Annotated in this window: 19 protein-coding genes and 1 riboswitch; of the genes, 9 read left to right on the forward strand and 10 right to left on the reverse strand. The window is 74.8% G+C overall.

The window, feature by feature from the left end; all coding sequences use genetic code 11:
• Window positions 1–148 precede the first annotated feature (148 nt).
• The 5 genes from EV383_RS11135 (at window position 149) to EV383_RS11155 (ending at window position 5,653) form a co-directional block, all read left to right on the forward strand.
• A complete protein-coding gene (locus EV383_RS11135; RefSeq protein WP_130289847.1) occupies window positions 149–1,276 on the forward strand; it encodes a sugar ABC transporter substrate-binding protein in 1,128 nt (375 codons plus the stop codon).
• 71 nt (window positions 1,277–1,347) lie between these two features.
• The gene (locus EV383_RS11140) at window positions 1,348–2,121 is read left to right on the forward strand and encodes an ATP-binding cassette domain-containing protein (RefSeq protein ID WP_130289848.1); all 774 of its coding nucleotides are present in this window, start codon (window positions 1,348–1,350) and stop codon (window positions 2,119–2,121) included.
• A 60-nt stretch (window positions 2,122–2,181) separates the two neighbouring features.
• Window positions 2,182–3,681: a sugar ABC transporter permease gene (locus tag EV383_RS11145; protein ID WP_423213641.1), complete on the forward strand. Its 1,500-nt coding sequence runs from the start codon at window positions 2,182–2,184 to the stop codon at window positions 3,679–3,681.
• The gene (locus EV383_RS11150) at window positions 3,678–4,850 is read left to right on the forward strand and encodes an ROK family protein (protein ID WP_130289850.1); all 1,173 of its coding nucleotides are present in this window, start codon (window positions 3,678–3,680) and stop codon (window positions 4,848–4,850) included. The genes EV383_RS11145 and EV383_RS11150 overlap by 4 nt, the downstream gene beginning before the upstream one ends.
• A 38-nt stretch (window positions 4,851–4,888) precedes the next feature.
• Window positions 4,889–5,653, forward strand: coding sequence for a cobalt-precorrin-6A reductase (locus EV383_RS11155; RefSeq protein WP_130289851.1), 765 nt, complete (start codon window positions 4,889–4,891; stop codon window positions 5,651–5,653).
• Here EV383_RS11155 and EV383_RS11160 read toward each other — a convergent pair.
• Window positions 5,643–6,677: a zinc-binding dehydrogenase gene (locus EV383_RS11160; protein ID WP_130289852.1), complete on the reverse strand. Its 1,035-nt coding sequence runs from the start codon at window positions 6,675–6,677 to the stop codon at window positions 5,643–5,645. The two genes, EV383_RS11155 and EV383_RS11160, sit on opposite strands and share 11 nt — an antisense overlap.
• A gap of 13 nt (window positions 6,678–6,690) precedes the next feature.
• The gene (locus tag EV383_RS11165; protein WP_130289853.1) at window positions 6,691–7,869 is read right to left on the reverse strand and encodes an alanine racemase; all 1,179 of its coding nucleotides are present in this window, start codon (window positions 7,867–7,869) and stop codon (window positions 6,691–6,693) included.
• A gap of 52 nt (window positions 7,870–7,921) precedes the next feature.
• Between EV383_RS11165 and EV383_RS11170 the strand changes: the two genes are divergently transcribed.
• Window positions 7,922–8,536 carry an HAD-IA family hydrolase gene (locus tag EV383_RS11170; RefSeq protein WP_130289854.1) on the forward strand — a complete coding sequence of 205 codons (615 nt, stop codon included), beginning with the start codon at window positions 7,922–7,924 and terminating at the stop codon, window positions 8,534–8,536.
• Window positions 8,537–8,568: 32 nt separating this feature from the next.
• On the opposite strand, the gene EV383_RS11175 is transcribed toward EV383_RS11170, so the two are convergent.
• From EV383_RS11175 to EV383_RS11195, 5 genes are all read right to left on the reverse strand, one after another.
• Complete coding sequence (locus EV383_RS11175; RefSeq protein WP_130289855.1) at window positions 8,569–10,152, reverse strand: precorrin-2 C(20)-methyltransferase; 1,584 nt, start codon at window positions 10,150–10,152, stop codon at window positions 8,569–8,571.
• Window positions 10,149–10,790 (reverse strand): precorrin-8X methylmutase, encoded by a 642-nt coding sequence (locus EV383_RS11180; RefSeq protein ID WP_130289856.1) that lies wholly within the window; start codon window positions 10,788–10,790, stop codon window positions 10,149–10,151. Before EV383_RS11180 ends, EV383_RS11175 begins: the two co-directional genes overlap by 4 nt.
• Before the next feature lie 34 nt (window positions 10,791–10,824).
• On the reverse strand, window positions 10,825–12,273 hold the full coding sequence (locus tag EV383_RS32870) for a precorrin-3B synthase (RefSeq protein WP_341273717.1): 1,449 nt from the start codon (window positions 12,271–12,273) through the stop codon (window positions 10,825–10,827).
• Between the two features lie 121 nt (window positions 12,274–12,394).
• The gene (locus tag EV383_RS11190) at window positions 12,395–12,652 is read right to left on the reverse strand and encodes a hypothetical protein (protein ID WP_130289857.1); all 258 of its coding nucleotides are present in this window, start codon (window positions 12,650–12,652) and stop codon (window positions 12,395–12,397) included.
• Between the two features lie 70 nt (window positions 12,653–12,722).
• Window positions 12,723–13,742, reverse strand: a complete 1,020-nt coding sequence (locus EV383_RS11195) for a C40 family peptidase (RefSeq protein ID WP_130289858.1) — start codon at window positions 13,740–13,742, stop codon at window positions 12,723–12,725.
• 115 nt (window positions 13,743–13,857) lie between these two features.
• A riboswitch (cobalamin riboswitch) is annotated at window positions 13,858–14,037 on the forward strand.
• Between the two features lie 123 nt (window positions 14,038–14,160).
• On the opposite strand from EV383_RS11195, the gene cobN reads away from it, so the two are divergent.
• Window positions 14,161–17,826, forward strand: coding sequence for a cobaltochelatase subunit CobN (gene cobN / locus EV383_RS11200; protein ID WP_130289859.1), 3,666 nt, complete (start codon window positions 14,161–14,163; stop codon window positions 17,824–17,826).
• A 12-nt stretch (window positions 17,827–17,838) separates the two neighbouring features.
• On the opposite strand, the gene EV383_RS11205 is transcribed toward cobN, so the two are convergent.
• Window positions 17,839–19,482 (reverse strand): hypothetical protein, encoded by a 1,644-nt coding sequence (locus EV383_RS11205; RefSeq protein WP_130289860.1) that lies wholly within the window; start codon window positions 19,480–19,482, stop codon window positions 17,839–17,841.
• Window positions 19,467–20,255, reverse strand: coding sequence for an ABC transporter ATP-binding protein (locus tag EV383_RS11210; protein ID WP_130289861.1), 789 nt, complete (start codon window positions 20,253–20,255; stop codon window positions 19,467–19,469). Before EV383_RS11210 ends, EV383_RS11205 begins: the two co-directional genes overlap by 16 nt.
• 130 nt (window positions 20,256–20,385) lie before the next feature.
• Between EV383_RS11210 and EV383_RS11215 the strand changes: the two genes are divergently transcribed.
• Window positions 20,386–21,636, forward strand: coding sequence for a sensor histidine kinase (locus EV383_RS11215; RefSeq protein WP_130289862.1), 1,251 nt, complete (start codon window positions 20,386–20,388; stop codon window positions 21,634–21,636).
• Entirely contained in the window at window positions 21,633–22,334 is a 702-nt protein-coding gene (locus tag EV383_RS11220; RefSeq protein WP_341273718.1) for a response regulator, read from the forward strand. Before EV383_RS11215 ends, EV383_RS11220 begins: the two co-directional genes overlap by 4 nt.
• Here the strand turns inward: EV383_RS11220 and EV383_RS11225 are convergent.
• Window positions 22,315–23,379: an esterase-like activity of phytase family protein gene (locus EV383_RS11225; RefSeq protein ID WP_207223489.1), complete on the reverse strand. Its 1,065-nt coding sequence runs from the start codon at window positions 23,377–23,379 to the stop codon at window positions 22,315–22,317. The genes EV383_RS11220 and EV383_RS11225 overlap by 20 nt on opposite strands.
• Window positions 23,380–23,461: the final 82 nt, after the last annotated feature.

The following is a 23,461-nucleotide window of genomic DNA, read 5'->3' on the forward strand; positions in this document are numbered from 1 at the left end:
ATGATCGACATCGAGGTTGATCGATCCAGCAGCCTTCTGAAGGACGTATGTCACGCCATACGTTGTCGCTCGCAACATTCACGCGTCCGGTGAGTCTGCCGGTGCGATCCACAGCGACAGATCCACAGTGACGTGGAGGGGACATCCGATGCGAACGCGGAGAGCGGTAGTGCGCGCCGGGATGGCGGCGAGCCTGGGCATGGTGCTCGCGCTGTCGGCCTGCGGGCAGAACAGTGCCGGCGGCGGGGAGCAGGCCGGCGGGTCCGGCCAGGCGGCGGGCGGGATCAAGGTCGGCGTGATCCTTCCCGAGACCGACACCTCGGCCCGCTGGGAGGGCTTCGACAAGCCCATGCTGGACAAGGCGATGCGGGCACAGGGGCTCGACCCGGACATCCAGAACGCCCAGGGCGACGAGCAGAAGTTCTCCACCCTGGCCGACGGCATGATCTCCAGCGGCGTCAAGGCGCTGGTCATCGCCTCGATCAGCGGTGACGGCGGCAGCTCGGTGGCGGCGAAGGCCAAGGCCCAGGGCATCCCGGTGATCGACTACGACCGGCTCAACCTCGGCGGCACGAGCGACTACTACGTCTCGTTCGACAACGAGAAGGTCGGCGCGCTGCAGGGGCAGGGCCTCGTGCAGGGCGTCGGGAACAAGCCGGGCGCGCAGATCATCCAGATCGAGGGCGCGCCGACCGACAACAACGCCACGCTCTACACCAACGGGCAGCTCTCGGTGCTGCAGCCCAAGTACGACTCGGGCGCCTACAAGCTGGTGCAGAACCAGGCGATCGACAAGTGGGACAACCAGGTCGCCGGCACCACGTTCGAGCAGATCCTCACCGGCAACGGCGGCAAGGTCGACGGCGTCGCGGTCGCCAACGACGGGATGGCGGGCTCCGTCGTCACCGTCCTGACCAAGTACGGCCTCAACGGCAAGGTGCCGGTCACCGGCCAGGACGCGACCGCGGACGGCCTCGCGGCCATCCTGCGCGGCGACATGTACATGACGGTGTTCAAGCCCATCCAGGAGGAGGCCGACGCCGCGGCGAAGCTCGCCGGAGCCCTCGCCAAGGGCGACACCGCCGGGGCCGATGCGGTCGCGACCCAGACCGTCGACGACCCGAAGGGCAACCGCAAGGTCAAGTCGGTCCTGCTGCAGCCGCAGCTGATCACCAAGGACAACGTGAAGACGGTGACCGACGCCGGCTACATCAAGGCCTCGGAGATCTGCACCGGCGCCAACGCCGCGACCTGCGGTCAGCTCGGCATCAAGTGAACCCCGGTGCGCGGCGGCCGGTCCCTTCGGTATCGGGCCGACCGCCGCGCACCGTGACCGGCGGGAGCCCCATGTCCGAACCGATCCTGTCCCTGCGCAAGATCACCAAGAGCTTCGGCGCCGTGCAGGTCCTGCACGACGTGGACCTGACCGTGCGCGCGGGCGAGGTCACCGCGCTCGTCGGCGACAACGGCGCCGGCAAGTCGACGCTGGTCAAGTGCGTCGCCGGCATCCACCCCATCGACGGCGGGGAGATCGCCTTCGAGGGGGAGCCGGTCGCGCTGAACAGCCCGGCCGACGCCGCGCGGCTGGGCATCGAGGTCGTCTACCAGGATCTCGCGCTGGCCGACAACCTCGACATCGTGCAGAACATGTTCCTCGGCCGCGAGCGCGGACGGCCGTGGATGCTCGACGAGTCGGACATGGAGCAGGCCGCGCGGCGCACCCTCGCGTCGCTGTCGGTACGCACCGTGACGTCGGTGCGGGCCCCGGTCGCGTCGCTGTCGGGAGGTCAGCGACAGACCGTGGCCATCGCGAAGGCGGTGCTGTGGGACTCGCGGGTCGTGCTGCTGGACGAGCCGACCGCGGCGCTGGGCGTGGCCCAGACCCGGCAGGTGCTCGACCTGGTGCGCCGCCTCGCCGAGCAGGGCCTGGCCGTCGTGCTGATCAGCCACAACATGTCCGACGTGTTCGAGGTGTCGGACCGGATCGCCACGCTCTACCTGGGCCGGATGGTGGCCGAGGTGCCGACCCGCGACGTCACCCACGGCCAGGTCGTCGAGCTGATCACCGCGGGGCGTTCCGGCGACCTCGGCCTGGCCCGGCCCGAGTCGGCGGGGGTCTAGATGGCCCGCCACCTCGGTTCCGACCGGAACGCCACGACCGCATCCACCGAAGGAGAGACCGTGACCGAGCGTCGACCCGCCGGGACGGCTCCGGCCCGGCCCGACCACGAGCCGCAGCCCCCGGCTCCCGGGGGTGCCCCCACCAGCGCGGCGGAACGGGCGAACCCCGGCAACCGCGCCGCCGACTTCGGCATCGACACCACCGCGCGCACGACCGGCGAGGCGGTCCGCGGCTACCTGCGCGGCCTGCGCTCCGGCGAGCTCGGGTCGCTGCCCGCGCTGCTCGGCCTGGCGGCGCTGTTCGTGCTGTTCACGGTCCTGGACTCGGGCGGCACGTTCCCCAGCCTGCTGAACCTGGCGAACCTCCTCCAGCAGGGTGCCGGCCCGACCATCATCGCGATGGGCCTGGTGTTCGTCCTGCTCACCGGCGAGATCGACCTGGCCGCGGGCACCGCGTCCGGGCTGGCCGCCGCGCTGATGGCGCTGCATCTGACCAGCGGCGGGAACATGCTGGGTGCGACCGGCTCGGTCGTGTTCGTCATCCTGGTCGTCGTGATGCTCGTCGCGGCGGGGCTCGCGGCGCTGGTCCGGGTGTGGGCCGGCGCCGTCGTCAGCGTGCTCACCGCCGTGGTGCTGGTGGTCGGCGTCCCGGCGAACCCCTGGCTGGAGATGCTGCTCGCGGTCGGCGTCGGCGTGGTGATCGGCTGCCTGACCGGGTTCCTGGTCGCGCGGGTCGGGATGCCCTCGTTCGTCGTCACCCTGGCCCTGTTCATCACCTGGCAGGGCGTGATCCTGCAGCTGATCGGCGACGGCGGCACGCTCGCCCTGCGCGACCCGGTGATCAACGCCGTGGCCAACGGCAACCTGTCCACGCTCGGTTCGTGGGCCCTGTTCGTCCTGGCGGCGGGCGGGTACGCGGCGGTGCTGCTGCTCCGGCAGCGCCGGCGCCTGAGCACCGGGCTGGTCGCCCAGCCGACCGGGCTCGTCCTGATCAAGATCGGCGCGGTGGTGGTGCTCGGGGCGCTGGCGACGTTCGCGCTGGTGCAGGACCGCTCGCCCGGCGTGATCGCGATCTCCGGGGTGCCCTACGTGGTGCCGGTCGTGCTGGTGCTGCTCGTGCTCGGGACCTACGTGCTGGACCGGACCCGGTTCGGCCGTCACGTCTACGCCGTCGGCGGCAACCGGGAGGCCGCGCGCCGGGCCGGTATCGACGTCGTGCGGATCCGGGCGTCGGTGTTCGTGATCGCGTCGGCGTTCGCGGCGGTCGGCGCGATCGTCTACTCGTCGAAGATCGGGTCGGTGAACCCGGCGGCCGGTGGCGGCAACACGCTGCTGTTCGCCGTCGGCGCGGCGGTGATCGGCGGGACGTCGCTGTTCGGCGGGCGTGGCCGGATCAGCAACGCGGTGATCGGTGGCACGGTGCTGGCCACCGTGCAGAACGGGCTGGGACTGCTCAAGCAGCCGGCGGCGGTGGTGTTCGTGGTGACCGGGCTGGTGCTGCTCCTGGCCGCCGCGGTGGACGTGCTGTCGCGGCGGCGCTCGGCGGCCACCGGCCGGTGACCGCACCCACCTCGGGCACCCGCCCGGACGACGCCCGGCGGCACAACCGCGCGGCCCTGCTGCGCCGCTTGCACGTCGACGGGCCGTGCACCCGCGCGACCCTGGCCACCGAGCTCGGCCTCAACCGCTCCACGATCAAGGCGGTCGTCGACGGGCTGGCCGAGGCGGGTGTGGTGACCGAGGCCGTCCCGACCCGGCGTTCCGGGGCGGGGCGGCCGTCGCTGCTGGTGCTGCCGGAGCCGCAATCGGCGGTGGTGCTCGCCGTGGACATCCGGGTGGACCAGGTGGGCATGGCGATGGTCGGGATCGGCGGGCAGATCCTGGGCCGCCACAGCTGGAACCTGCACCGCACGACGCGCCTGCCCGGCGAGGTGATCACCCACGTCGCGGAGTCCGCGCAGCTGCTGCGCGAGGAGCTGGGCGTCGTCGAGCAGGGTGTCGGGGTGTCGGTGCCCGGCGTGGTCCGCCGTCGCGACGGACTGGTGCACGAGGCGCCGAACCTCGGCTGGCGCGAGGTCGCGCTCGGCTCGCGGCTGACTGCCGTGCTGGGCAAGCAGGCCCAGGTCGGCAACGACGCCGAGCTGGGCGCGCTGGCCGAGCACCTGCGCGGGGTCGCCCGCGACGCCTCCGACCTGGTCTACCTCTCCGCCGACGTCGGCGTCGGCGGTGGCGTGATCGCCGGCGGTCGTCCGCTGCGGGGGACCGGCGGCTACGTCGGCGAGCTCGGTCACCTGCTGGTGCGCCCGGACGGGCGGGACTGCTTCTGCGGCGCGCAGGGTTGCTGGGAGACCGAGGTCGGCGAGCCCGCGCTGTGCCGGGCGCTCGGGCTGGCCGAGGACACCCCGCGCGGGGTGCTGGTCGCCGAGCTGCGCTCGCTCGCGGCCGTGCCGGGGCGGGCCGACCTGCTGCTCGACGACTACGCCGGGTGGATGGTGGCCGGCCTGGTCACGGTGGTGAACATGCTGGCCCCGGAGCTGGTCGTGCTCGGTGACCTGTTCGCGGCGCTGCCGCCGTCGGTCGTCGCCCGGGTCCGTGACGAGGTGCAGCGGCGCAGCCTGGTCAGCCGCGCGGTCGGCGGGACCCGGATGGAGGTCTCCCCGCTGGGCCGCGACGGCAAGCTCGTCGGGGCCGCGGAGCTGGCGTTCGAGCCGGTGCTGGGGGCGGTCTGACCCGGGGCTTGCTCCCGCGACGCCTAGGGTCGTCTCCCGTGACGGTGGTGCTGGTGCTCGGGGGGACGACGGAGGGCCGTGCCGTCGCCGCGGCGCTGGACGGGCGCACCGGTCTGCGGGTCGTGTCGTCGCTGGCCGGACGGGTCGGGAACCCGTCGCTGCCGTCGGGGCAGGTGCGGATCGGCGGGTTCGGCGGAGCGGCGGGCCTGGCGCAGTGGCTGCGCGACGAGCGGGTCGACGTCGTCGTGGACGCCACGCATCCGTTCGCCTCCGCGATGACGGCGAACGCCGCGACCGCCTGCGCCGACGCCGGCGTGGAGCTGGTCGTGCTGCGCCGCCCGGGCTGGACCGCGGGGCCCGGTGACCGCTGGCACCGCGTCGCCTCCGCCGCCGGAGCCGCCGCGCTCGCGCCGATGCTGGGGGACCGGGTGTTCCTGACGACCGGGCGCGGCGACCTGGCCGCGTTCGCGCACGTCGACGCCGCTTTCCTGATCCGCTCGGTCGACGCGCCCGACCCGCCGCTGCCGCGGGAGCGCGAGATCCTGCTCGACCGCGGCCCGTTCACCCTCGACGACGAGCTCGCGGTGATGCGCGGCTTCGACGCCCGGGTGCTGGTGACCAAGGACAGCGGCGGCGACGCGACCGCGGCCAAGCTGACCGCCGCCCGCACCCTGGGCGTGCCGGTCGTGATGATCGACCGCCCGCCCCTGCCCGGCGGCGTCACGCCGGTCGCGACGGTGGCGGACGCGGTGCACCGGCTGGACGGCCTCGGCCGGTCGGCGGGCCCGGGCCTCAGAACGTGATGACGGCGACGCCGTCCGCGGCGTGCCCGTCGAGACCGGCGAGCGCGGCCGGGGCCTCGTCCAGGGTGATCCGCCGGGACACCAGGCGCTCGGGGTGCAGGCGCCCGTCGGCGACCATCGCCATCATCGCGGGGTAGTCCGCGGCGGCCATCCCGTGGCTGCCGATCAGGCGCAGCTCGCGGGCGATCATGTCCGGGACCGGTACCCGCGGCTCGGCGGCGAACAGCCCGACCTGCACCAGGGTGCCCCGGCGTCGCAGCGACCGGAGGCCCAGCGCGAGCGCGGACTCGTTCCCGATCCCCTCCACCGCGACCGACGCCCCGTCGCCGCCGGTGGCCGCCCGGACGGCGTCGCGGGCGTCGTCGGGGGACAGGCCGGCGATGCCGACCGCGTGACCGGCGCCCAGCTCGGTGGCCCGGCGCAGGGCCGCGGCGTCGAGGTCGACGGCGACCACCTCGGCACCGAGCGCGCGGGCGATCATCACGGCGGAGAGGCCCACCCCGCCGCAGCCGATCACCAGCACCGTGTCGCCCGGGCCGGTCCCGGCCTGGGCGAGCGCGCGGAACGACGTGGCCAGCCGGCACCCGAGCAGTGCCGCCCCGGCGGCGTCGGCGGAGCCCGGCACCGTCACGGCGTTGACGTCGGCGTGGCGCACCTCGACCAGCTCGGCGAACGACCCGGCGTGGGTGAACCCGGGCTGTTCCTGGTTCGGGCAGACCTGCGCGTTGCCGGCGCGGCACTCGTCGCAGGCGCCGCAGCCGCAGACGAACGGTGTCGTGATCCGGTCCCCGACGCGGACCCGCCGGACGTCGGGGCCGACCTCGGTGACGACGCCGACCAGCTCGTGCCCGGGGACGTGCGGCAGCGTGACGCCGTCGTCGTGCCCGGAGAAGGCGTGGAAGTCGCTGCGGCACAGGCCGGTCGCCTGCACCCGCACGACGACGCCGTCCCGGGTCGGCGTCGGCTCCGGGACGTCGGTGACGACCGGCGTCACGCCGAAGGACTCGATCAGGACCGCACGCATGGTTCCTCCGGGGTCAGGTGTTGGCGCCGCGGGCGGCGACCGGCCAGAGGTCGACGACCTCACCGCCGGAGACGACGATCAGCTCGTCGGCGAGGTTGACGGCGGCGCAGACGTGGTTGGGCACCACCCCGACCCGCTCGCCGGGAGCCGGGACCGCGGAGCCCGCGGGGAGCACCGCCGTCGCGTGGTGCTCGGACAGCGCGACGATCCGGGCGTCGGGGTGCCCGGGCAGGCGCCCGCCGCCGCTGATCCACCCCGGCTGGTCGGCGCCGAGGGTCTTGCTGCCGGCGTCGAGCACGATGCGGTCGCCGTCGCGGTGCACGACGGTGGCGACGGCGGTGAGCGCGACGTCGCCGAACCCGGCCACGCCGAGCTCGACCTGCTGCGCGTCGTGGAACACCGACACTCCGGGCCGGATCTCGGTGAGCGCAGGTGTGGCGGGGGTCGCCGGCCCGGCGCCGCCCGGTGCAGTGTCGCCCGGTGCGATGTCGCCCGGTGCGGTGACACCCGGCCCGGTGGCCGTGGACCCGGTCGCCTTCCCCGGCCCGTCCGACAGCGCCTCGGTCGGCGTCGAACCTCCGCTCCGCACCACCGGGTCCAGGCCCGCCGCCCGCAGCGACTCCGCCGCCTCGGCGAGCGCCGCCGACTCCTCGGCCGTGACCGCCTCCCGTCTGCCGGGCCCGTAGGAGTGGCCGGGGAACGTGAAGATCCCGATCACGTCGAGCCCCGCGTCGGCGGCGCCGCGGGCGAGCGCACCCGCGTCCGCCGGGGCGACCCCGGTGCGGTGGTGCCCGCTGTCGACCTCGACGAGCACCTGCGCCGGGACCCCGTCCAGGGCCGTGGCCAGGGCACGGACGCCCTCGACCGAGGTGACCCCGATCCGCAGCGCGGTCCGCTGCGCCAGCGCCCGGATCCGCGCCGCCCGGGCCCCGGACGCCCACACCGGGTAGGCGACGAACAGGTCCGTGCACCCGGCGTCGGCGAAGGTCTCCGCCTCGCCGACCGTCGCCACCGTGAGTCCGGCGGCGCCGTGGGCGAGCTGGCGGCGCGCGATCTCGACGCACTTGTGGGTCTTCGCGTGCGGGCGCCAGGCCAGGCCGCGCTCCGCGGCGCGGGTCGCGCTCGCGGTGAGGTTGCGTTCCAGGACGTCGGGGTCGACGGCGAGGAACGGGGTGTCGGGCGCGGCGCTCACGCGACGATCGTGCCTATCCTCGCCCGGGGATCACGACACGGGGGGTGGACGGATGCGCGCGGTCGCCGCGGTACTGCTGGACATGGACGGCACGCTGGTGGACTCCGACGCCGCCGTCGACCGGGCCTGGACGACCTGGTCACACGAGTACGGCGTCGACCCGCGCGACGCGGACGCCGTCGCGCACGGGCGCCCGGCCGACGGCACCGTCCGGATCCTGCGCCCCGACCTCGACGAGGCCGCGGTCGCCGTCGCCGCGGACCGCCAGCTGGAGCTGCAGTACACCGACCTGTCCGACGTCGTCGCGGCCCGCGGCGCGGACGAGCTCCTCGCCGTCCTCGGTCGCCGGAAGATCCCGTGGGCCGTCGTGACCAGCGCCGACCGGAGGCTCGCGGCGGCACGGCTCGGTGCGGCCGGGATCGACCCGCCGGAGCTGGTCACGGTGGAGGACGTCACGCACGGCAAACCCGACCCGGAGCCGTTCCTGCTGGGCGCGTCCCGGCTGGGTGTCGCCCCGCGGGACTGCCTGGTCGTCGAGGACGCCCCGGCCGGGCTCGACGCCGGGCGCGCGGCCGGGATGGCCACCGCCGCCCTGCGCGGTCTCGACGGCGACCTGCGCCTGGGAGACCTCGGCGACCTCGCCCGGTTCCTCGACCGTCCCGGGTGAGCCCGGAACGGGCCGGTGAGCCCGGGCGAGGCTCAGGTGTCCTCGCGCCGGTAGTGCCGCGGGGTGAACACCGTCGTGCCGCCCGCGCGCTCGACGACCCGCGTCGTCGACGACCCGACGATCACCAGTGTGCGCATGTCGACCTGCTCCGGGTCCAGCTCGCCCAGCGTCGTCACCGTGACCCGCTCGCCGGACCCGCCGACGTCGCGCCCGAGGACGACCGGCGTCTCCGGCGCTCGGTGCTCGAGCAGTACGTCGCGGGCCGCGCCGACCTGCCACGGACGGGCCTTCGAGCGCGGGTTGTAGATCGCGATCGCCAGGTCGGCCGCGGCCGCGGCGGCGAGGCGCCCGGCGACGACGTCCCACGGCTTGAGCCGGTCCGACAGCGAGATCATCGCGTGGTCGTGCCCGAGTGGGGCACCCACCGACGCCGACACGGCCTGCGCCGCCGAGAGCCCGGGCAGGATCCGCACCGGGACGTCGCGGTACTTCGGCTCCGAGGCCACCTCCAGGACGGCGGCCGCCATCGCGAACACGCCCGGGTCCCCGGCCGAGACGACGGCGACCCGGCGTCCGGACGCGGCCAGGTCCAGCGCGTGCGCGGCCCGCTCGGCCTCGACGCGGTTGTCCGAGGCGTGCCGGGTCTGGCGCGGGTTCGGCGGCACCCGGTCCAGGTAGGGCCCGTAGCCGACGAGATCGTCCGACGTGGACAGTGCCGCGGCGACCTGCGGGGTCAGCCAGTCCCGCCCGGCCGGCCCGGTCCCGACCACCACCACCTCGCCGCCCGTCCCCGTCCCGCTGGACGAGAGCTCCGCCCGTGCGGCTTCGCCGGACGAGAGCTCCGGTCGTGCGCCCGCCGTGGTGGGTGCGGCGCGGCCCGAGGAGGCGAGGGCTCCGGGGGCCAGCGCGATCGCGAAGTAGGGCACCGAGTCCGGGTCCACGTCGGACAGCGCGCCGACGCGCTGACCGTCCATCGTGGCCCGCTCGACGTAGCGCGCGTCGTCGAGACGGCCTGCGTCGGCCATCGCCCCGCGGACGGCGGAGAACGTGCGCCCCAGCTTCATCACCGCCGCGGAGTCCGTGTCGGACAGTCGGCGCGCCAGCTCCTCCCGGGGCAGCGTCCCGGGCAGCACGGTGAGCACCTCGTCGCGCTCGACCAGGGGCGCGCCCAGGGCCGCGGACGCCGCGCTGATCGAGGTCACACCCGGTACGACCTCGGTCCGGTAGCGGTCGGCCAGGCGCTTGTGCATGTGCATGTAGGAGCCGTAGAACAGCGGGTCGCCCTCGGCGAGGAGGACGACGTCGCGCCCGGCGTCGAGGTGTGCGGCCAGGCGGGCGGCGGCCTCGGCGTAGAACTCGTCGATCGCTCCCTGGTAGCCGCCGGGGTGGTCGGTGGTCTCGGTGGTGACCGGGTAGACCAGCGCCTCCTCGATCGCGGTGCCGCTCAGGTGCGGCTCGGCGATCCGCCGCGCGATCGAGCGTCCGTGGCGGGCGGAGTGGTACGCGATCACGTCCGCATCGCGGACGAGGCGGGCGGCCTTGATCGTGGTCAGCTCCGGGTCGCCGGGGCCGAGACCGACGCCGTACAGGGTGCCCGTGCCGTCTCCGGAACTCACGCCATGATCTCCTGCTCGTGGGCCAGCGCGTTCAGGGCGGCGGCGGTGATCGCGGACCCGCCGCGGCGGCCGTGCACGACGAGGAACTCCAGGTCGTGACGCTGCGCGAGAGCCTCCTTGGACTCGATCGCCCCGACGAAACCGACCGGGATCCCGATCACCGCGGCCGGGCGGGGCGCGCCGGCGTCGAGCATGTCGAGCAGGTGGAACAGCGCGGTCGGGGCGTTGCCGATCGCGACGACGGCCCCGCCCATCCGCGCGCGCCACAGCTCCAGCGCCGCGGCCGAGCGCGTCGTGCCGAGCTCGTCGGCCAGGCGCGGGACCTGGGCGTCGCGCAGCGTGCAGACGACGTCGTTGGCGGCCGGTAGCCGGGCCGCGGTGACCCCGGAGGCGACCATCATCGCGTCGCACAGGATCGGGGCGCCGCCGCGCAGGGCCGTCCGGGCCGCGCCGACGACACCGGCGGAGGCCGCGATGTCGTCGACGAGGTCGACCTGCCCGCAGGCGTGGATCATCCGCACGGCGACGTCGGCCATGTCCGCGTCGAACCGCGACAGGTCCGCCTCGGACCGGATCGTGGCGAACGAGCGGCGGTAGATCTCCGCCCCGTCGCGGATGTACTCGTGGCCGTGTGTCATGCCGCCTCCGCGGTGGGAAGGACGTCGGCGGGGCTCATCGGGTGCTCTCCTCGAGATCGTCGGTGTGCAGGGACGCGGCGAGGGCCGACACGGGGACCGTGACGCCGTCGACGGTGTAGTGCGCGTCGTCGACGGCCACGGCGTCGGCGTGCGGGGTGTGCGGGGCGCCGCAGCGGCGGTCGCACCCGACCACGTGCACCGGCCCCACCGCTCCGGCGGCGACCAGGCCGCGGGCGTGGGTGCGGACGTCGGAGAGCGACTTCGCGCAGCCCGGACGTCCGGCGCAGGCGCTGACCCGCAGCGCGGGGGAGCCGGGGTCGACGACGAGCCCGGCGGTCCGCAGACGGTCGAGCGCGTCGGCGGCGTCGTGGGGGTCCGGGAGCAGGATCGTGCGCCACGGCGTGACGACCGCATCCGGTGCGAGGTCGGCGAGCAGCCGCGCGTCGGCGGCGGAGAGCTCACCGAGAACAGGAGCCGCACCGACCGCGCCCACTCCCAGGGCGCCGACCGCTCCCGGGCCCGCGCCGGCCCGCGCCCATCGCGCCGCGTCGCCGTCGGGCGTCACGTTCGGATCGGGTGACCCGCCACATCGTGACGCTCGCCGAAGTGGTCCGGTCCGGGCCGCATCGGGCGTCACGTTCCGGTCGTGTGCCCCGCCATCTCGTGACGCTCGCCGCGGAAGTCCGGCGGGCGCGTCGTCGGGCGTCACGTTCTGGTCGGGGGGCCCGTCATGTCGTGACGTTCGCGGGAGTGACGCGGTGGACGGGTCGACCGGCTCCACGCGCGGGGAGTGGGTCGACCGGTCCCGCAACACCGCGGCGATGCGGGCCGCGGCGTCGGGGAGCTCGGCCGTCCGCCAGGCGCGGGTCCCCGGGTCGTCGGCGTGCTCGGCGCGCAGGTCCAGGAACGCCTCGGCGGCGTCGAGCAGCAGGCCGGGGGCGTTCGCCGGGGCACAGCGCAGGCCGGTGTCCGTCCCGGCGACGACGAGCGACCCGGCGTCGGCGCCGGTGGCGGCCCAGCACAGGTCCGGACGTTCGGCGGCGACGTCGCCGCGACCGTCGTCGATCGCGAAGAGGAACCGACCGGGCAGCTGCGCGAGCCCGGGTCGCGCGCAGAGCGCACGGTCCAGCGCACCGGCCAGACCGCGGACGTCGGCGAGCCCGCCGGTGATCCCGCTCGCCGGGGAGGCCAGGACGTTGCGTACCTTCTCGTGCGCGAACGAGGGCAGCAGCCCGGCCCCGGCCAGCGCGCGGACGAGCGCCGGGTCGTCCCGGTCCAGACCTCTGAGCTGCAGGTTGCCGCGCGAGGTCAGGTGCACCGCGCCGTCGCCGAGAGAGTCCGCGACGTCGGCGACGGCGTGCAGCTGTGCGGCCGTCACCACCCCGCCGGGCAGACGGATCCGGGCCAGCGCACCGTCCGCGGCGTCGTGCGGCGACAGCACGCCCGGGCAGGCGTCGGCGCGGGAACGGACGGGGGTCGGCACCGGGTCACTGTAGGCACACGGTGCGCCGCCCCGACCGTTCCGGACGCGGCGGGCTCGGTCACACGGGAGCCCGCCGCGGTCCGCAGGAGCGGCGTCAGTCGTCCGAGACGACGATGTCGCCCTAGGTCAGCGGCAGGGTCGCGACGTTCGGGGCGCAGCTGCCCGGGTCGATGCCGGTCGGCAGGAACCCGATGGCGTCCTGGCCCCCCGGGCCGCCGTCGACGACCGTGATCAGGATGTTCTGCCCGACCAGCGGCGCGGGGCGGCTGCCCTCCTCGAGCGGGTAGAGGAACCCGGCGGTGTTGCCGCGGACGTCGACGCAGGTGGCCGGGCCCTTCGGCGCGATCAGCGCCGCCTTCGTCTTCGCTCCGTTGCGCATGTGCGGCAAACGGGTGAAGTGATCATGAGGTACGGCTCGTGCGCCTACGTTGCGCGATCGAGACCGCGGCTCACGGTAGGTAGCGGCGGGCGCCCGCGTACTCGCCGTCGAGACGCGCGGCGGTGATCCGGACCGGCGTCGCGGCGTCGAAGGCCTCGATCATCTTTCCGTCACCGGTGTACATCGCGACGTGGTGGATCGCGCCCTTCCCACCCTGGCGGCCGTAGAACAGCAGGTCGCCGGGCTGGAGCCGGTTCTTCTCCACCGTCCGCCCGCCGGTGGCCTGGGCCGAGGCGTCGCGCGGGACGGTGATCCCGTGCACGCCGTAGACGGTGCCGGCGAGCCCGGAGCAGTCCAGGCCGTACCCGGCGCGACCGCCCCACAGGTACGGCCGTCCGAGGAAACCGCGCGCGGTGGCGACCAGGTCCGCGCCGGTCGGTGACGGAGCGGCCTCGCCGTCGGCGACGACCGTCACCGCGCTCGCGGCGACCCAGCGCACCCCGTCCGACGGCGTCGCGACGAGCACCGCGCCGTCCCGGGAGTCGAGGACGGGCAGGCGGGTGTTCGCGCTGACCTCGGTCGCCCGCCGGGTCAGCGCAAGATCCTCGTGGAGCCAGGTGAGCGGCGCCGACACGACGGCGGTCGGTCTGTCCGCGGTCAGCGCGGCGAACCCGGCGGAGTCGGTGAGCTGGGCGTCGGGGATCCAGCCGGGGTAGCCGGCCGCGTTCTTCGGGGTGGGCTGGCCGGGCACCGCGACCTGCGTCCAGCCGCCGCGGCGGTCGAGCACCTCGACGTGCCGGCCGTAGAGCGCCTGGGTCTGGGTGCGGTTCGACGACGTCAGGTCGAGCTTCTGGGCGGTGGTCATCGCGGCGAGCCAGCCCGGTACGTCGGACGGGTTCGCCAGCGCGGGCCGGTCGACCGGGCGCGGGGAGTCCGGCGAGGTCCAGACGGTGGCCACCGCGACGTCGACGACGGTGGAGGACGACGGCGGTGACGTCGGGACGGACGCCTCGGCGGTCGTCACCGGGATCAGGGCCAGGGCCAGGGCCGGCGCCAGCACGGACGCCACGGAACGCAGAGATCGGAGCACGGAACGTCCTTCGCGGGGGAGACCCCGATCGTCGGCGATCACGAGCGATCCGGACAAGACGGACCACCCGACCGAACGCGTGACGACGGCGACCTCTCCCACCCTCGCTTGACGCGGTGCGCCCGCGTTGCGGACAGTGTTGCCACACCTTCATACGGCGGGCGGGAACAGGAAGCCGGTGCGAATCCGGCGCGGTCCCGCCACTGTCACCGGGGAGCGGACCCCACCTCACGGCCACGGACCCACGGGTCCGGAAGGCCGGGGCGAGCGCCGATCCGGGAGCCAGGACACTGCCCTGCCCGCCGCCCGTGCGCTCACCTGCGCTCGGGCCGACCGACCCGGGACGCGGATCCCGAGGAAGGCTCACCGCCGTGCGCCTCGCCCTGTCCTGCCCTGCCGTCACCGGGGGAGCAGCCGCATGATCCTGCTGCTCTCGACCTCGGACACCGACCTCCTCTCGGCGCGGGCCTCCGGCGCGGACTACCTGCCCAAGAACCCGAACTTCGTGCCGCTCGACGACCTGCGGACGATGGCGACCGACGCCGACGTCGTCGTGATCCGGGTGCTCGGCGGCTACCGGTACTTCGAGCAGGGCCTGGACATGCTCCGCGGGCTCGACACCCCGCTGGTCGCGCTCGGCGGGGAGATGGCCCCGGACGCGGAGATGATGGAGCTCTCCAGCGTCCCGGCCGGCGTCGCGGCGGAGTCGCACACCTACCTCGCGCAGGGCGGGCCGGCGAACCTCGCCCAGCTGCACGCGTTCCTCTCCGACACCGTGCTGCTCACCGGTGAGGGCTTCGCCCCGCCGGAGGAGCTGCCGCAGTGGGGGCTCCTCGAGCGGGAGGCGACCCGGCAGGACGGGCCGACCGTCGCCGTCCTCTACTACCGCGCCCAGCAGCTGGCCGGGAACACCCACTACGTCGCCGCGCTGTGCGACGCGATCGAGAACGCCGGCGCGAACCCGCTGCCGATCTTCTGCGCGTCGCTGCGCCAGGCCCCCGGCGCGCTGCTGGAGCGGCTGCGCGAGGCCGACGCCATGGTCGTCACCGTGCTCGCGGCCGGCGGCACCCGACCCGCCGCCGCACAGGCCGGAGGCGACGACGAGGAGTGGGACGTCGCCGAGCTCGCCGCGCTCGACGTCCCGATCCTGCAGGGGCTGTGCCTGACGTCGTCGCGGGCGATGTGGTCGGAGAACGATGACGGCCTGTCCCCGCTCGACGTCGCCACCCAGGTCGCGGTGCCCGAGTTCGACGGCCGGCTGATCACCGTCCCGTTCTCGTTCAAGGAGATCGACGCCGACGGGCTCGCCACCTACGTGCCCGACCCCGAGCGCGCCGCCCGCGTCGCCGGGATCGCCGTGCGGCACGCGAACCTGCGGCGGATCCCGAACGCGGACAAGAAGATCGTGCTGATGCTCTCTGCGTACCCGACGAAGCACGCGCGGATCGGCAACGCGGTCGGCCTCGACACCCCGGCCAGCACCGTCGCACTGCTCCGCGCCATGGACGCCGCCGGCTACGACATCGGCGACTTCCCCGGCGTCGAGAACGGCGACGGCGACGCGCTGGTGCACGCGCTGATCGAGGCCGGCGGGCAGGACCCGGACTGGCTGACCGAGCAGAAGCTGGCCCACAACCCGGTCCGGATCTCCGCGGCGTCCTACCGGCGCTGGTTCGACACGCTGCCCGACGACTTCCGCGCGGGCGTCGAGGAGGCGTGGGGCCCGGCTCCCGGCGACCAGTACGTCGACCGCAGCCACGACCCCGAGGGCGAGATCGTCGTCGCGGCCCTGCGTTCGGGCAACGTGACGCTGATCGTGCAGCCCCCGCGCGGGTTCGGCGAGAACCCGATCGCGATCTACCACGACCCGGCCCTGGCGCCGTCGCACCACTACCTGGGCGCCTACCGCTGGCTGGCCGCCCCCGTCGCCGACGGCGGCTTCGGCGCCGACGCCGTGGTGCACATCGGCAAGCACGGCAACCTGGAGTGGCTGCCGGGCAAGACGCTGGGCATGTCCGCATCCTGCGGGACCGACGCCGCGCTCGGCGACCTGCCGCTGATCTACCCGTTCCTGGTCAACGACCCCGGCGAGGGCACCCAGGCCAAGCGTCGCGCGCACGCCACGCTGATCGACCACCTGATCCCGCCGATGGCCCGCGCCGAGGCCTACGGCGACATCTCCCGGCTCGAGCAGCTCCTCGACGAGCACGCGAACATCTCCGCGCTCGACCCGGTGAAGCTGCCCGCGATCCGCCAGCAGATCTGGACGCTGATGCAGGCGGCGAAGCTCGACCACGACCTCGGCCTGGAGGAGCGCCCGCACGAGGCCGAGTTCGACGACTTCCTCCTCAACGTCGACGGCTGGCTCTGCGAGATCAAGGACGTCCAGATCCGCGACGGGCTGCACGTGCTCGCCGCCGCGCCGGAGGGCGGGCCGCGGGTCGAGCTGGTCCTGGCGATGCTGCGCGCCCGTCAGATGTGGGGCGGCGAGAAGACCGTCCCCGGTCTGCGGGAGGCGCTCGGTCTGGTCGAGGGCGGCACCGAGACCGGGGCCCGCACCGACGAGATCGAGCACCTGGCGCACAGCCTCGTCGAGGACATGGAGGCCGCCGGCTGGGACGCCGAAGCAGCCCCCCGCATCGTCGCCGCCCGCCTGTCGGCGTTGGACGAGAGCGCCGTTCGTGCGCCCGGGCAGGACGGGAGCTCCTCTCGTGCGCCGGGGGTGGACCCCGCGATGGTGGAGACGATCATGCGTTTCGCCGCCGACGAGGTGGTGCCCCGGCTGAACGCGACCAGCCACGAGCTGGACCGGGTGCTGCACGCCCTCGACGGCGGGTTCATCCCGTCCGGGCCGTCCGGCTCGCCGCTGCGCGGGCTGATCAACGTGCTGCCGACCGGGCGGAACTTCTACTCCGTCGACCCGAAGGCCGTGCCGTCGAAGCTGTCCTGGGAGACCGGGCAGTCGATGGCCGAGTCGCTCGTCGACCGCTACCGGGCCGACCACGACGGCGAGTACCCGCGATCGGTGGGGTTGTCGGTGTGGGGCACGTCGGCGATGCGCAACTCCGGTGACGACATCGCCGAGGTGTTCGCGCTGCTCGGCGTCCGCCCGGTGTGGGACGAGGCGAGCCGTCGCGTCCGCGACCTCGAGGTGATCGACCTCGACGAGCTGGGCCGCCCGCGGATCGACGTCACCGTCCGCATCTCCGGGTTCTTCCGCGACGCGTTCCCGCACGTCCTCGGGCTGCTGGACGACGCTGTCAAGATGGTCTCCGAGCTCGACGAGACCCCCGAGCAGAACTACGTGCGCACCCACGTCGCGGCGGACCGGGAGCGCACCGGCGACGAGCGCCGCGCCCGTACCCGGATCTTCGGCTCCGCACCGGGCACCTACGGCGCCGGGCTGCTGCAGCTGGTCGACTCGCGCAACTGGCGCGACGACGCCGACCTCGCCGAGGTCTACACGACGTGGGGCGGCTACGCCTACGGCCGCGGCCTCGACGGCGTCCCGGCCCGCGACGACATGGAGCAGGCCTACCGGCGGATCACGGTCGCGGCGAAGAACATCGACACCCGCGAGCACGACATCGCCGACTCCGACGACTACTACCAGTACCACGGTGGCATGGTCGCCACGGTCCGCGCGCTGACGGGCACCGCGCCGGAGGCCTACGTCGGCGACTCGACGATGCCCGAGGCCGTCCGGACCCGGACCCTGCACGAGGAGACCGCCCGGGTGTTCCGCGCCCGGGTGATCAACCCGCGCTGGATCGCCGCGATGCGCCGTCACGGCTACAAGGGCGCCTTCGAGATGGCCGCGACGGTCGACTACCTCTTCGGCTGGGACGCCACCACCGGCGTCGTCGCGGACTGGCAGTACGAGAAGCTGACCGACGAGTACGTCCTCGACCCGGACAACCGCAAGTTCCTGACCGAGTCCAACCCGTGGGCCCTGCACGGGATGGCCGAGCGTCTCCTCGAGGCTGTCGACCGCGGACTCTGGGAGGCCCCGGAGCCGGAGACGCTGGCCGCCCTGCGCCAGGCCTACCTGGAGTCCGAGGGCGATCTGGAGGACGACGAGTAGCCGCACGGCTCATCAGGCCGGGGTGCGTGCGGCCGCCGCCTCGTCGGCCTTCTCGGTCAGCCGGTCGAGCAGGCCGTCGCCCGTGCGGACCCCGGTCGACCCGGGGTACCGGATGCGGGCGAACGTCTCGGGCAGTCGCGCGGCGAGGCGGTCCTGCGCGATACGGCCCAGGACGTGTCCGGCGACCACGCCGTTGACGACCCCGACCGCGAGCACGAACCACCCCGGCGGCCACGGCGCACCGAGGACGGCCGGCACCGCGAACGCAGCCGTCGGGGCGACGAGCAGCAGCGTCGCCCAGAAGGAGACCTGCAGCGCGAAGGGGTTCTCCCCGGCGTCGGTGGCGTTCACCCGGCGGTGCGGGTCGACGCCGGGCGTCGCGCCGAGCACCGACATCAGGACGGCGACCCCGCTGCCCGCCCCGAGCGTCGCGGCGATCACCGCGGCGACTCCGGCCGCGAGGTCCCACGCGCCGGTCAGCGCCACGAGCACCGCGGACAGCGCGAACGCGGCCGGCCCCATCGCGAGCACCAGACCGAGCCGGCGCCCGCGGACGTCCGCCCGCACCGCCTCCGGGCTCTGGCCCGCGACGAGCAGCCACAGCGCGGTCCCGTCCTGGCCGTAGAGGTTCGACCCGCTCAACGCGGCCATCAGCGCGACCGCGATGCCCGCCGCGGCGCCCACCTCCGGCACGCCGAGGACGGCTCCCCAGACGGCGACGAAGATCCCGAACCAGACGGCGGTCCGCACCTCCAGGCTCCGCCACGGGTCGCGCCACCAGGCGCGCAGCTCCTTGCCGAGGACGGCGCCGGTCGGCGTCGCCGGCAGGATCCGCGTCCCGGTCAGGGCGCGGCTCCCGATCGGGCGCGACCTCCGCCGCGCCGTGCGGGAGCCGACGTGCGGGGTGAGCAGTGCCGTCGCGGCGGCCGTGGCGACGCCGGCGGCGACGGCGAGCCAGGCCAGCGCCGTCGTCAGGTCCCCGGCGGCGACCGCGTCCACCGCCCGGATCGGCCACGCCGTGGGCAGCCACGACACCACCGACGACGCCGCGCCGGGCAGCCCGTCGCGCAGGAAGACCGGGACGACCGAGACGACGGGGTACACCACGAACCAGCCCGCCAGCATCGTCGAGATCAGGAAGCCGTACTGGATCGCCGCGATCTCGACCCCCACCCGTGTCCGCATCGCGGCCCCGAGCAGCGCGTACGCCGTCCGGGCCAGGGCGACCACCAGCACGAGCAGCAGCACCGCGGACGTCAGCGCGACGGCGACCGACGCCGCCACCGGCCCCTCGCCCACGGCGGCGTACCCGACGAGGGCGAGCAGCGCCGCCGCCGTCACCACCGCACCGACCCCGACGAACGCCGACGCGAGCAGCCCGGCGCCGAGGCGTCGCCGGCCCAGCGGCAGCACCGTGAAGTACTCCGGGCGCAGCACCGCCGCGGCCGGGGCCAGGATCGGGCCGACGACCCACCCGGCGAGCCAGACGGCCAGCAGCAGCCCGAGGACGTCGGCCCGCACGGGCGCGTCGGCGAGCAGCGTCGCGGCCCAGGTGGCGGCCGCCGCCGCCACACCCAAGCCGAACCCGGCCCAGCGCTTCCAGCTCGGCGTGTGCCGCCGGACCGCGAACGTCAGACGGATCAGGTCGCCAACCACGACAGCTCCTCCTCGGAGATCCGGCGCTCGCCGACGAGCCGGACGAACGTGTCCTCGAGCGTCGTGTCGCCGCGCACCTCGGCCAGCGTCCCGGCGGTCAGCACGGTGCCCCCGGCGATCACCGCGACCCGGTCGCACAGGTCCTCGACCAGCGACATCACGTGCGAGGAGATCACCACGGACCCGCCGGCGGCGACGAACCGGCGCAGGATCGCGCGCAGCACCCGCGCCGACACCGGGTCGACGGCCTCGAAGGGCTCGTCGAGCACCAGCACCCGCGGGGCGTGCAGCAGCGCCGTGGCCAGACCGATCTTCTTCCGCATGCCGGTCGAGTACTCCAGGACCAGGCGGCCGTCGGCGTCGGCGTCGTCGAGCTCCAGGATCCGCAGCAGTTCGGTGGCCCGGGCGGCGACGACGCGGGCGTCCATCCCGCGCAGCAGGCCCCAGTAAGTCAGCAGCTCGCCGCCGGTGAGCCGCTCCGGCAGGGCCAGCCCGTCGGGCAGGACACCGAGAAGGGTCTTCGCCCGCACCGGGTCGGCCCACACGTCGACGCCGTGCACGGACGCGGTGCCCGAGTCCGGGCGCAGCAGCCCGACGGTCATGGCCAGCGAGGTGGTCTTGCCGGCACCGTTGGGCCCCACGAGCCCGGTGACCGACGCCGCCGGGACGTCCAGGGTGACCCGGTCGGCGGCGACGGTGCCGGAGAAGGACTTGGTCAGGCCGTCCAGCCGGAGGGCCGTGCGCGGTGGCGCGAGGGTTCGATCGATGGTCATGACCGCGAGGTTCGCTGGTCCGGGGGCCGGACCGCTGCCGACTCCGGGCCGGGACCGATGACCGATCGGCCATCGGTGCGTGGCCGTCCGGACGGGGACGAAACGGACGATCCTCCGTAGTCTGGCGTCCATGTCGAGCGCTCCGGGGGTGGTGCCGGCGGCGCGGTCCCTGCCGTCGACGCGCGGGCCCGGGCTCCTCCCGCCCGGCCGTCGTACCGCGCGGGACCTGGGTGTGGACGTCGCCGTGTTCGTCGTCGCCTGCGCGGTGGCGGTCGCGGAGTACCCGCTCACCGTGGCCGCCGACCACTACGGCCTGCCGGAGTGGATCCGGACGGCCGAGCCGTTCCTCGCGGCCGTGGCCTGCCTGTCGCTGTGGTGGCGGCGCCGGTTCCCGACCGCGCTCGGCCTGCTCGCGGCCGGTCTCCTGGCGGTGTCCAACCTGGCTCTCGGTGCGGCGCTGGTGCTGCTGTTCTCGCTGGCCCTGCACCGGGGGTGGAGGCACGCGGTGCCGGTCACCGCGCTGGCGTGGCTGCTGTCGGTGCCGTACGTGGTGCTCTACTTCCCGGGCACGATCGGCGACCCGCTGCTGTGGACGGTGCTGCTCGGGCTGATGCTGGCGCTGGTCGCGACGGCCGGGCTGGCCGTCCGGGCCCGCCGCGAGCTGGTGCTGAGCCTGCGCCGGCACGCCGAGAACCTGGCCCGCACCCACGTCCGCGACCTCGCCGACGCCCGCCGCGACGAGCGGGCCCGGATCGCCCGCGAGATGCACGACGTGCTCGCGCACCGGATCTCGCTGCTGTCGGTGCACGCCGGCGCGCTGGAGTACCGCAGTGCCGCGGCCGCGGACGGGACCGCCGCGGCGCTGCCACCCGGCGAGCTCCGCGACGCCGCCGCCGTCGTCCGCGACAACGCACACCGGGCGCTGGAGGACCTGCAGGAGGTGCTGCACGTCCTGCGCGACCCGGCGTCGGGGGACGAGTCGTGGTCACCGCCGCCGTCGGCCGACCGTCTCCCGGCGCTGCTGGCGGAGGCCCGGTCCGGCGGGCAGCCGGTCCGCGACGATCTCGCCGACGCCGTCCACGAACTGCCGGAGGTGCTGCAGCGCTCGGTGTACCGGATCGTGCAGGAGGGTCTGACCAACGCCCGCAAGCACGCGCCGGGCGCGGAGGTCCGGGTCCGGGTCGGCGGCGGGCACGGCGACGAGCTGGTCGTCGAGATCGTCAACGCGGTGCCGGTCGGGGTGACCGGGCGCGAGATCCCGGGCGCGGGGACCGGTCTGACCGGCGTCGCCGAGCGGGTCACCCTGCACGGAGGGACGTTGACCCACGGCGTCGACGCGGGCCGCTTCCGGCTCGTCGCCCGGATCCCGTGGCCGGCGTGAGCGCGCCGCCCGTGCGGGTCCTGCTCGCCGACGACGACCCGCTGGTCCGGACGGGTCTGCGGATGATGCTCGGGGGCGCCGGGGACATCGAGGTGGTCGCCGAGGTCTCCGACGGTGGCGAGGTGGCCGACGCGGTCGCCCGGACCGCGCCGCACGTCGTGCTGATGGACGTCCGCATGCCGGTGCTCGACGGGATCGCCGCCACACGGGCCCTGACCTCGGGTGCGGGGACCTCGGGCGACGCGCCTGTGCCCGCCGTCGTCGTGCTGACCACGTTCGACGCGGGGGAGACGGTGCTCGCGGCGCTCCGCGCCGGTGCGGCCGGGTTCCTCGTCAAGCACACCCCACCGGCCGAGATCGTCGACGCGGTGCGTCGCGCGGCGGCCGGGGACCCGGTGCTCTCGCCCGTCGTCACGCGCCGGTTGATGACCATGGTCGCCCGCGAGCCCGGCACCTCCTCGCGCACGGCGGCGGCGGTACGGCGGTTCGAGCAGCTCAGCGACCGTGAACGCGACGTCGCCGCCGCGGTGGCCGACGGGCTGACCAACGCCGAGATCGCGGACCGCCTGCACCTGTCGGTCTCCAGCGTGAAGGCCGTGCTGTCCTCGGCGACGACGCGTCTGGACCTGACCAACCGGGTGCAGCTCGCGATCCTGGCCTACGAGGCCGGCCGCGAGACTACCGGCGGGGGAGCGTGACCTCGGCGCGGTAGGTGCGGGTGATCTGCGACGCGTTCTCGTTGTCGTCGCTGATCAGCAGCACCTGCAGGGTCCCGTGCGGGCCGCGGCCGGTGACCGTCATCCCCTCGATGTTGTCGAGCAGCGGGTTGCGCTGCGGCTGCCGTGCGGTGGCGCCCAGGGTCGGGCAGTCACCGAGATCGGCGAGGGGGACCGTCGTCATGGTCGAGGTATCGGCGGGGAGGCGGGCGACGCCACGGACGTCGGCCGTGCCACGCGGGTCGGTCAGGACCAGTCGCACCGTGTTGCCGACGCCGGCGGTGAAGCTGCGTTCGAGGACGAGCAGCCGCCCGTCGCCGGTGGGGGCGATGTCGGACACGCCCAGTCCCGGCGCGGGGCGGAACGCGTACTGGGCGGACGGGACGAACGGGGCTCCCGGGCGCGGACGGGTCCAGGTCGGGAACCGCACGAGGCCGGGATCGTCGCCGGTCAACGGTCCCTCCATCGACGCGACGAGCGTGCGGCCGCCGGGCTGAAGGGCCAGGCCCTCGAACGTGGCGTTGGTCGTCGCGCGGCCGGCGGGCGCGACCCGCAGCTCGGTCGGTACCGGGAGCTCACCGAGCACGCGGCCGTCGGGGGCGAAGCGGCGGATCGAGGGCTCGGTCTCCGAGGTGACGAACCGCGTCCGGTCCCGGTCGACGACCAGGGCCTCGGAGTCCAGCGGCGCCCCGGCCCCGTCGGCGAGGGGCTGCGCGGCGAGCGGACGGTCCGCGGAGCGGTCGAGCGTGAACAGGACCGAGCGGTCGGACAACGCCAGGACCGAGCCGTCGCGCTGCGTGGCGAGCGCGGAGAAGTTGCCGACGACCCGTCCGTCGAACGTCGTCTTGTCCAGGCGGTCGGAGAAGGCGAGCATCCGGACCGCTGGTGAACATGCGCCGCCAGCGGTCGTCGGCCCGGGACCTGTGGCGGCGGCCGCGGACGTCGGCGTGGCGGTGGCCGGTGCCGCCGCGGCGGTCACGGCTGCGACGGTGACGACCAGCGCGGCCGCGACGATCCGGGATCTCACCCGTCGAGCGTAGGACGGTCCGTCGTCCGTACCGATGACGTCCGGGCGAACATTCGCCTCGTTCCCCGTCGGCCGGTCCTGG

Origin of the sequence: Pseudonocardia sediminis (assembly GCF_004217185.1) — a bacterium.
Taxonomy (GTDB): domain Bacteria; phylum Actinomycetota; class Actinomycetes; order Mycobacteriales; family Pseudonocardiaceae; genus Pseudonocardia; species Pseudonocardia sediminis.

Bases quoted from the DNA above. Each gene is read 5' to 3' on its own strand.
- EV383_RS11210 (WP_130289861.1), bottom strand. From the start codon at position 20,255: ATGACCATCGATCGAACCCTCGCGCCACCGCGCACGGCCCTCCGGCTG.
- EV383_RS11215 (WP_130289862.1), top strand. From the start codon at position 20,386: ATGTCGAGCGCTCCGGGGGTGGTGCCGGCGGCGCGGTCCCTGCCGTCG.
- EV383_RS11160 (WP_130289852.1), bottom strand. From the start codon at position 6,677: ATGCGTGCGGTCCTGATCGAGTCCTTCGGCGTGACGCCGGTCGTCACC.
- EV383_RS11135 (WP_130289847.1), top strand. From the start codon at position 149: ATGCGAACGCGGAGAGCGGTAGTGCGCGCCGGGATGGCGGCGAGCCTG.
- EV383_RS11180 (WP_130289856.1), bottom strand. From the start codon at position 10,790: ATGACACACGGCCACGAGTACATCCGCGACGGGGCGGAGATCTACCGC.
- EV383_RS11140 (WP_130289848.1), top strand. From the start codon at position 1,348: ATGTCCGAACCGATCCTGTCCCTGCGCAAGATCACCAAGAGCTTCGGC.
- EV383_RS11170 (WP_130289854.1), top strand. From the start codon at position 7,922: ATGCGCGCGGTCGCCGCGGTACTGCTGGACATGGACGGCACGCTGGTG.
- cobN (WP_130289859.1), top strand. From the start codon at position 14,161: ATGATCCTGCTGCTCTCGACCTCGGACACCGACCTCCTCTCGGCGCGG.
- EV383_RS11190 (WP_130289857.1), bottom strand. From the start codon at position 12,652: ATGCGCAACGGAGCGAAGACGAAGGCGGCGCTGATCGCGCCGAAGGGC.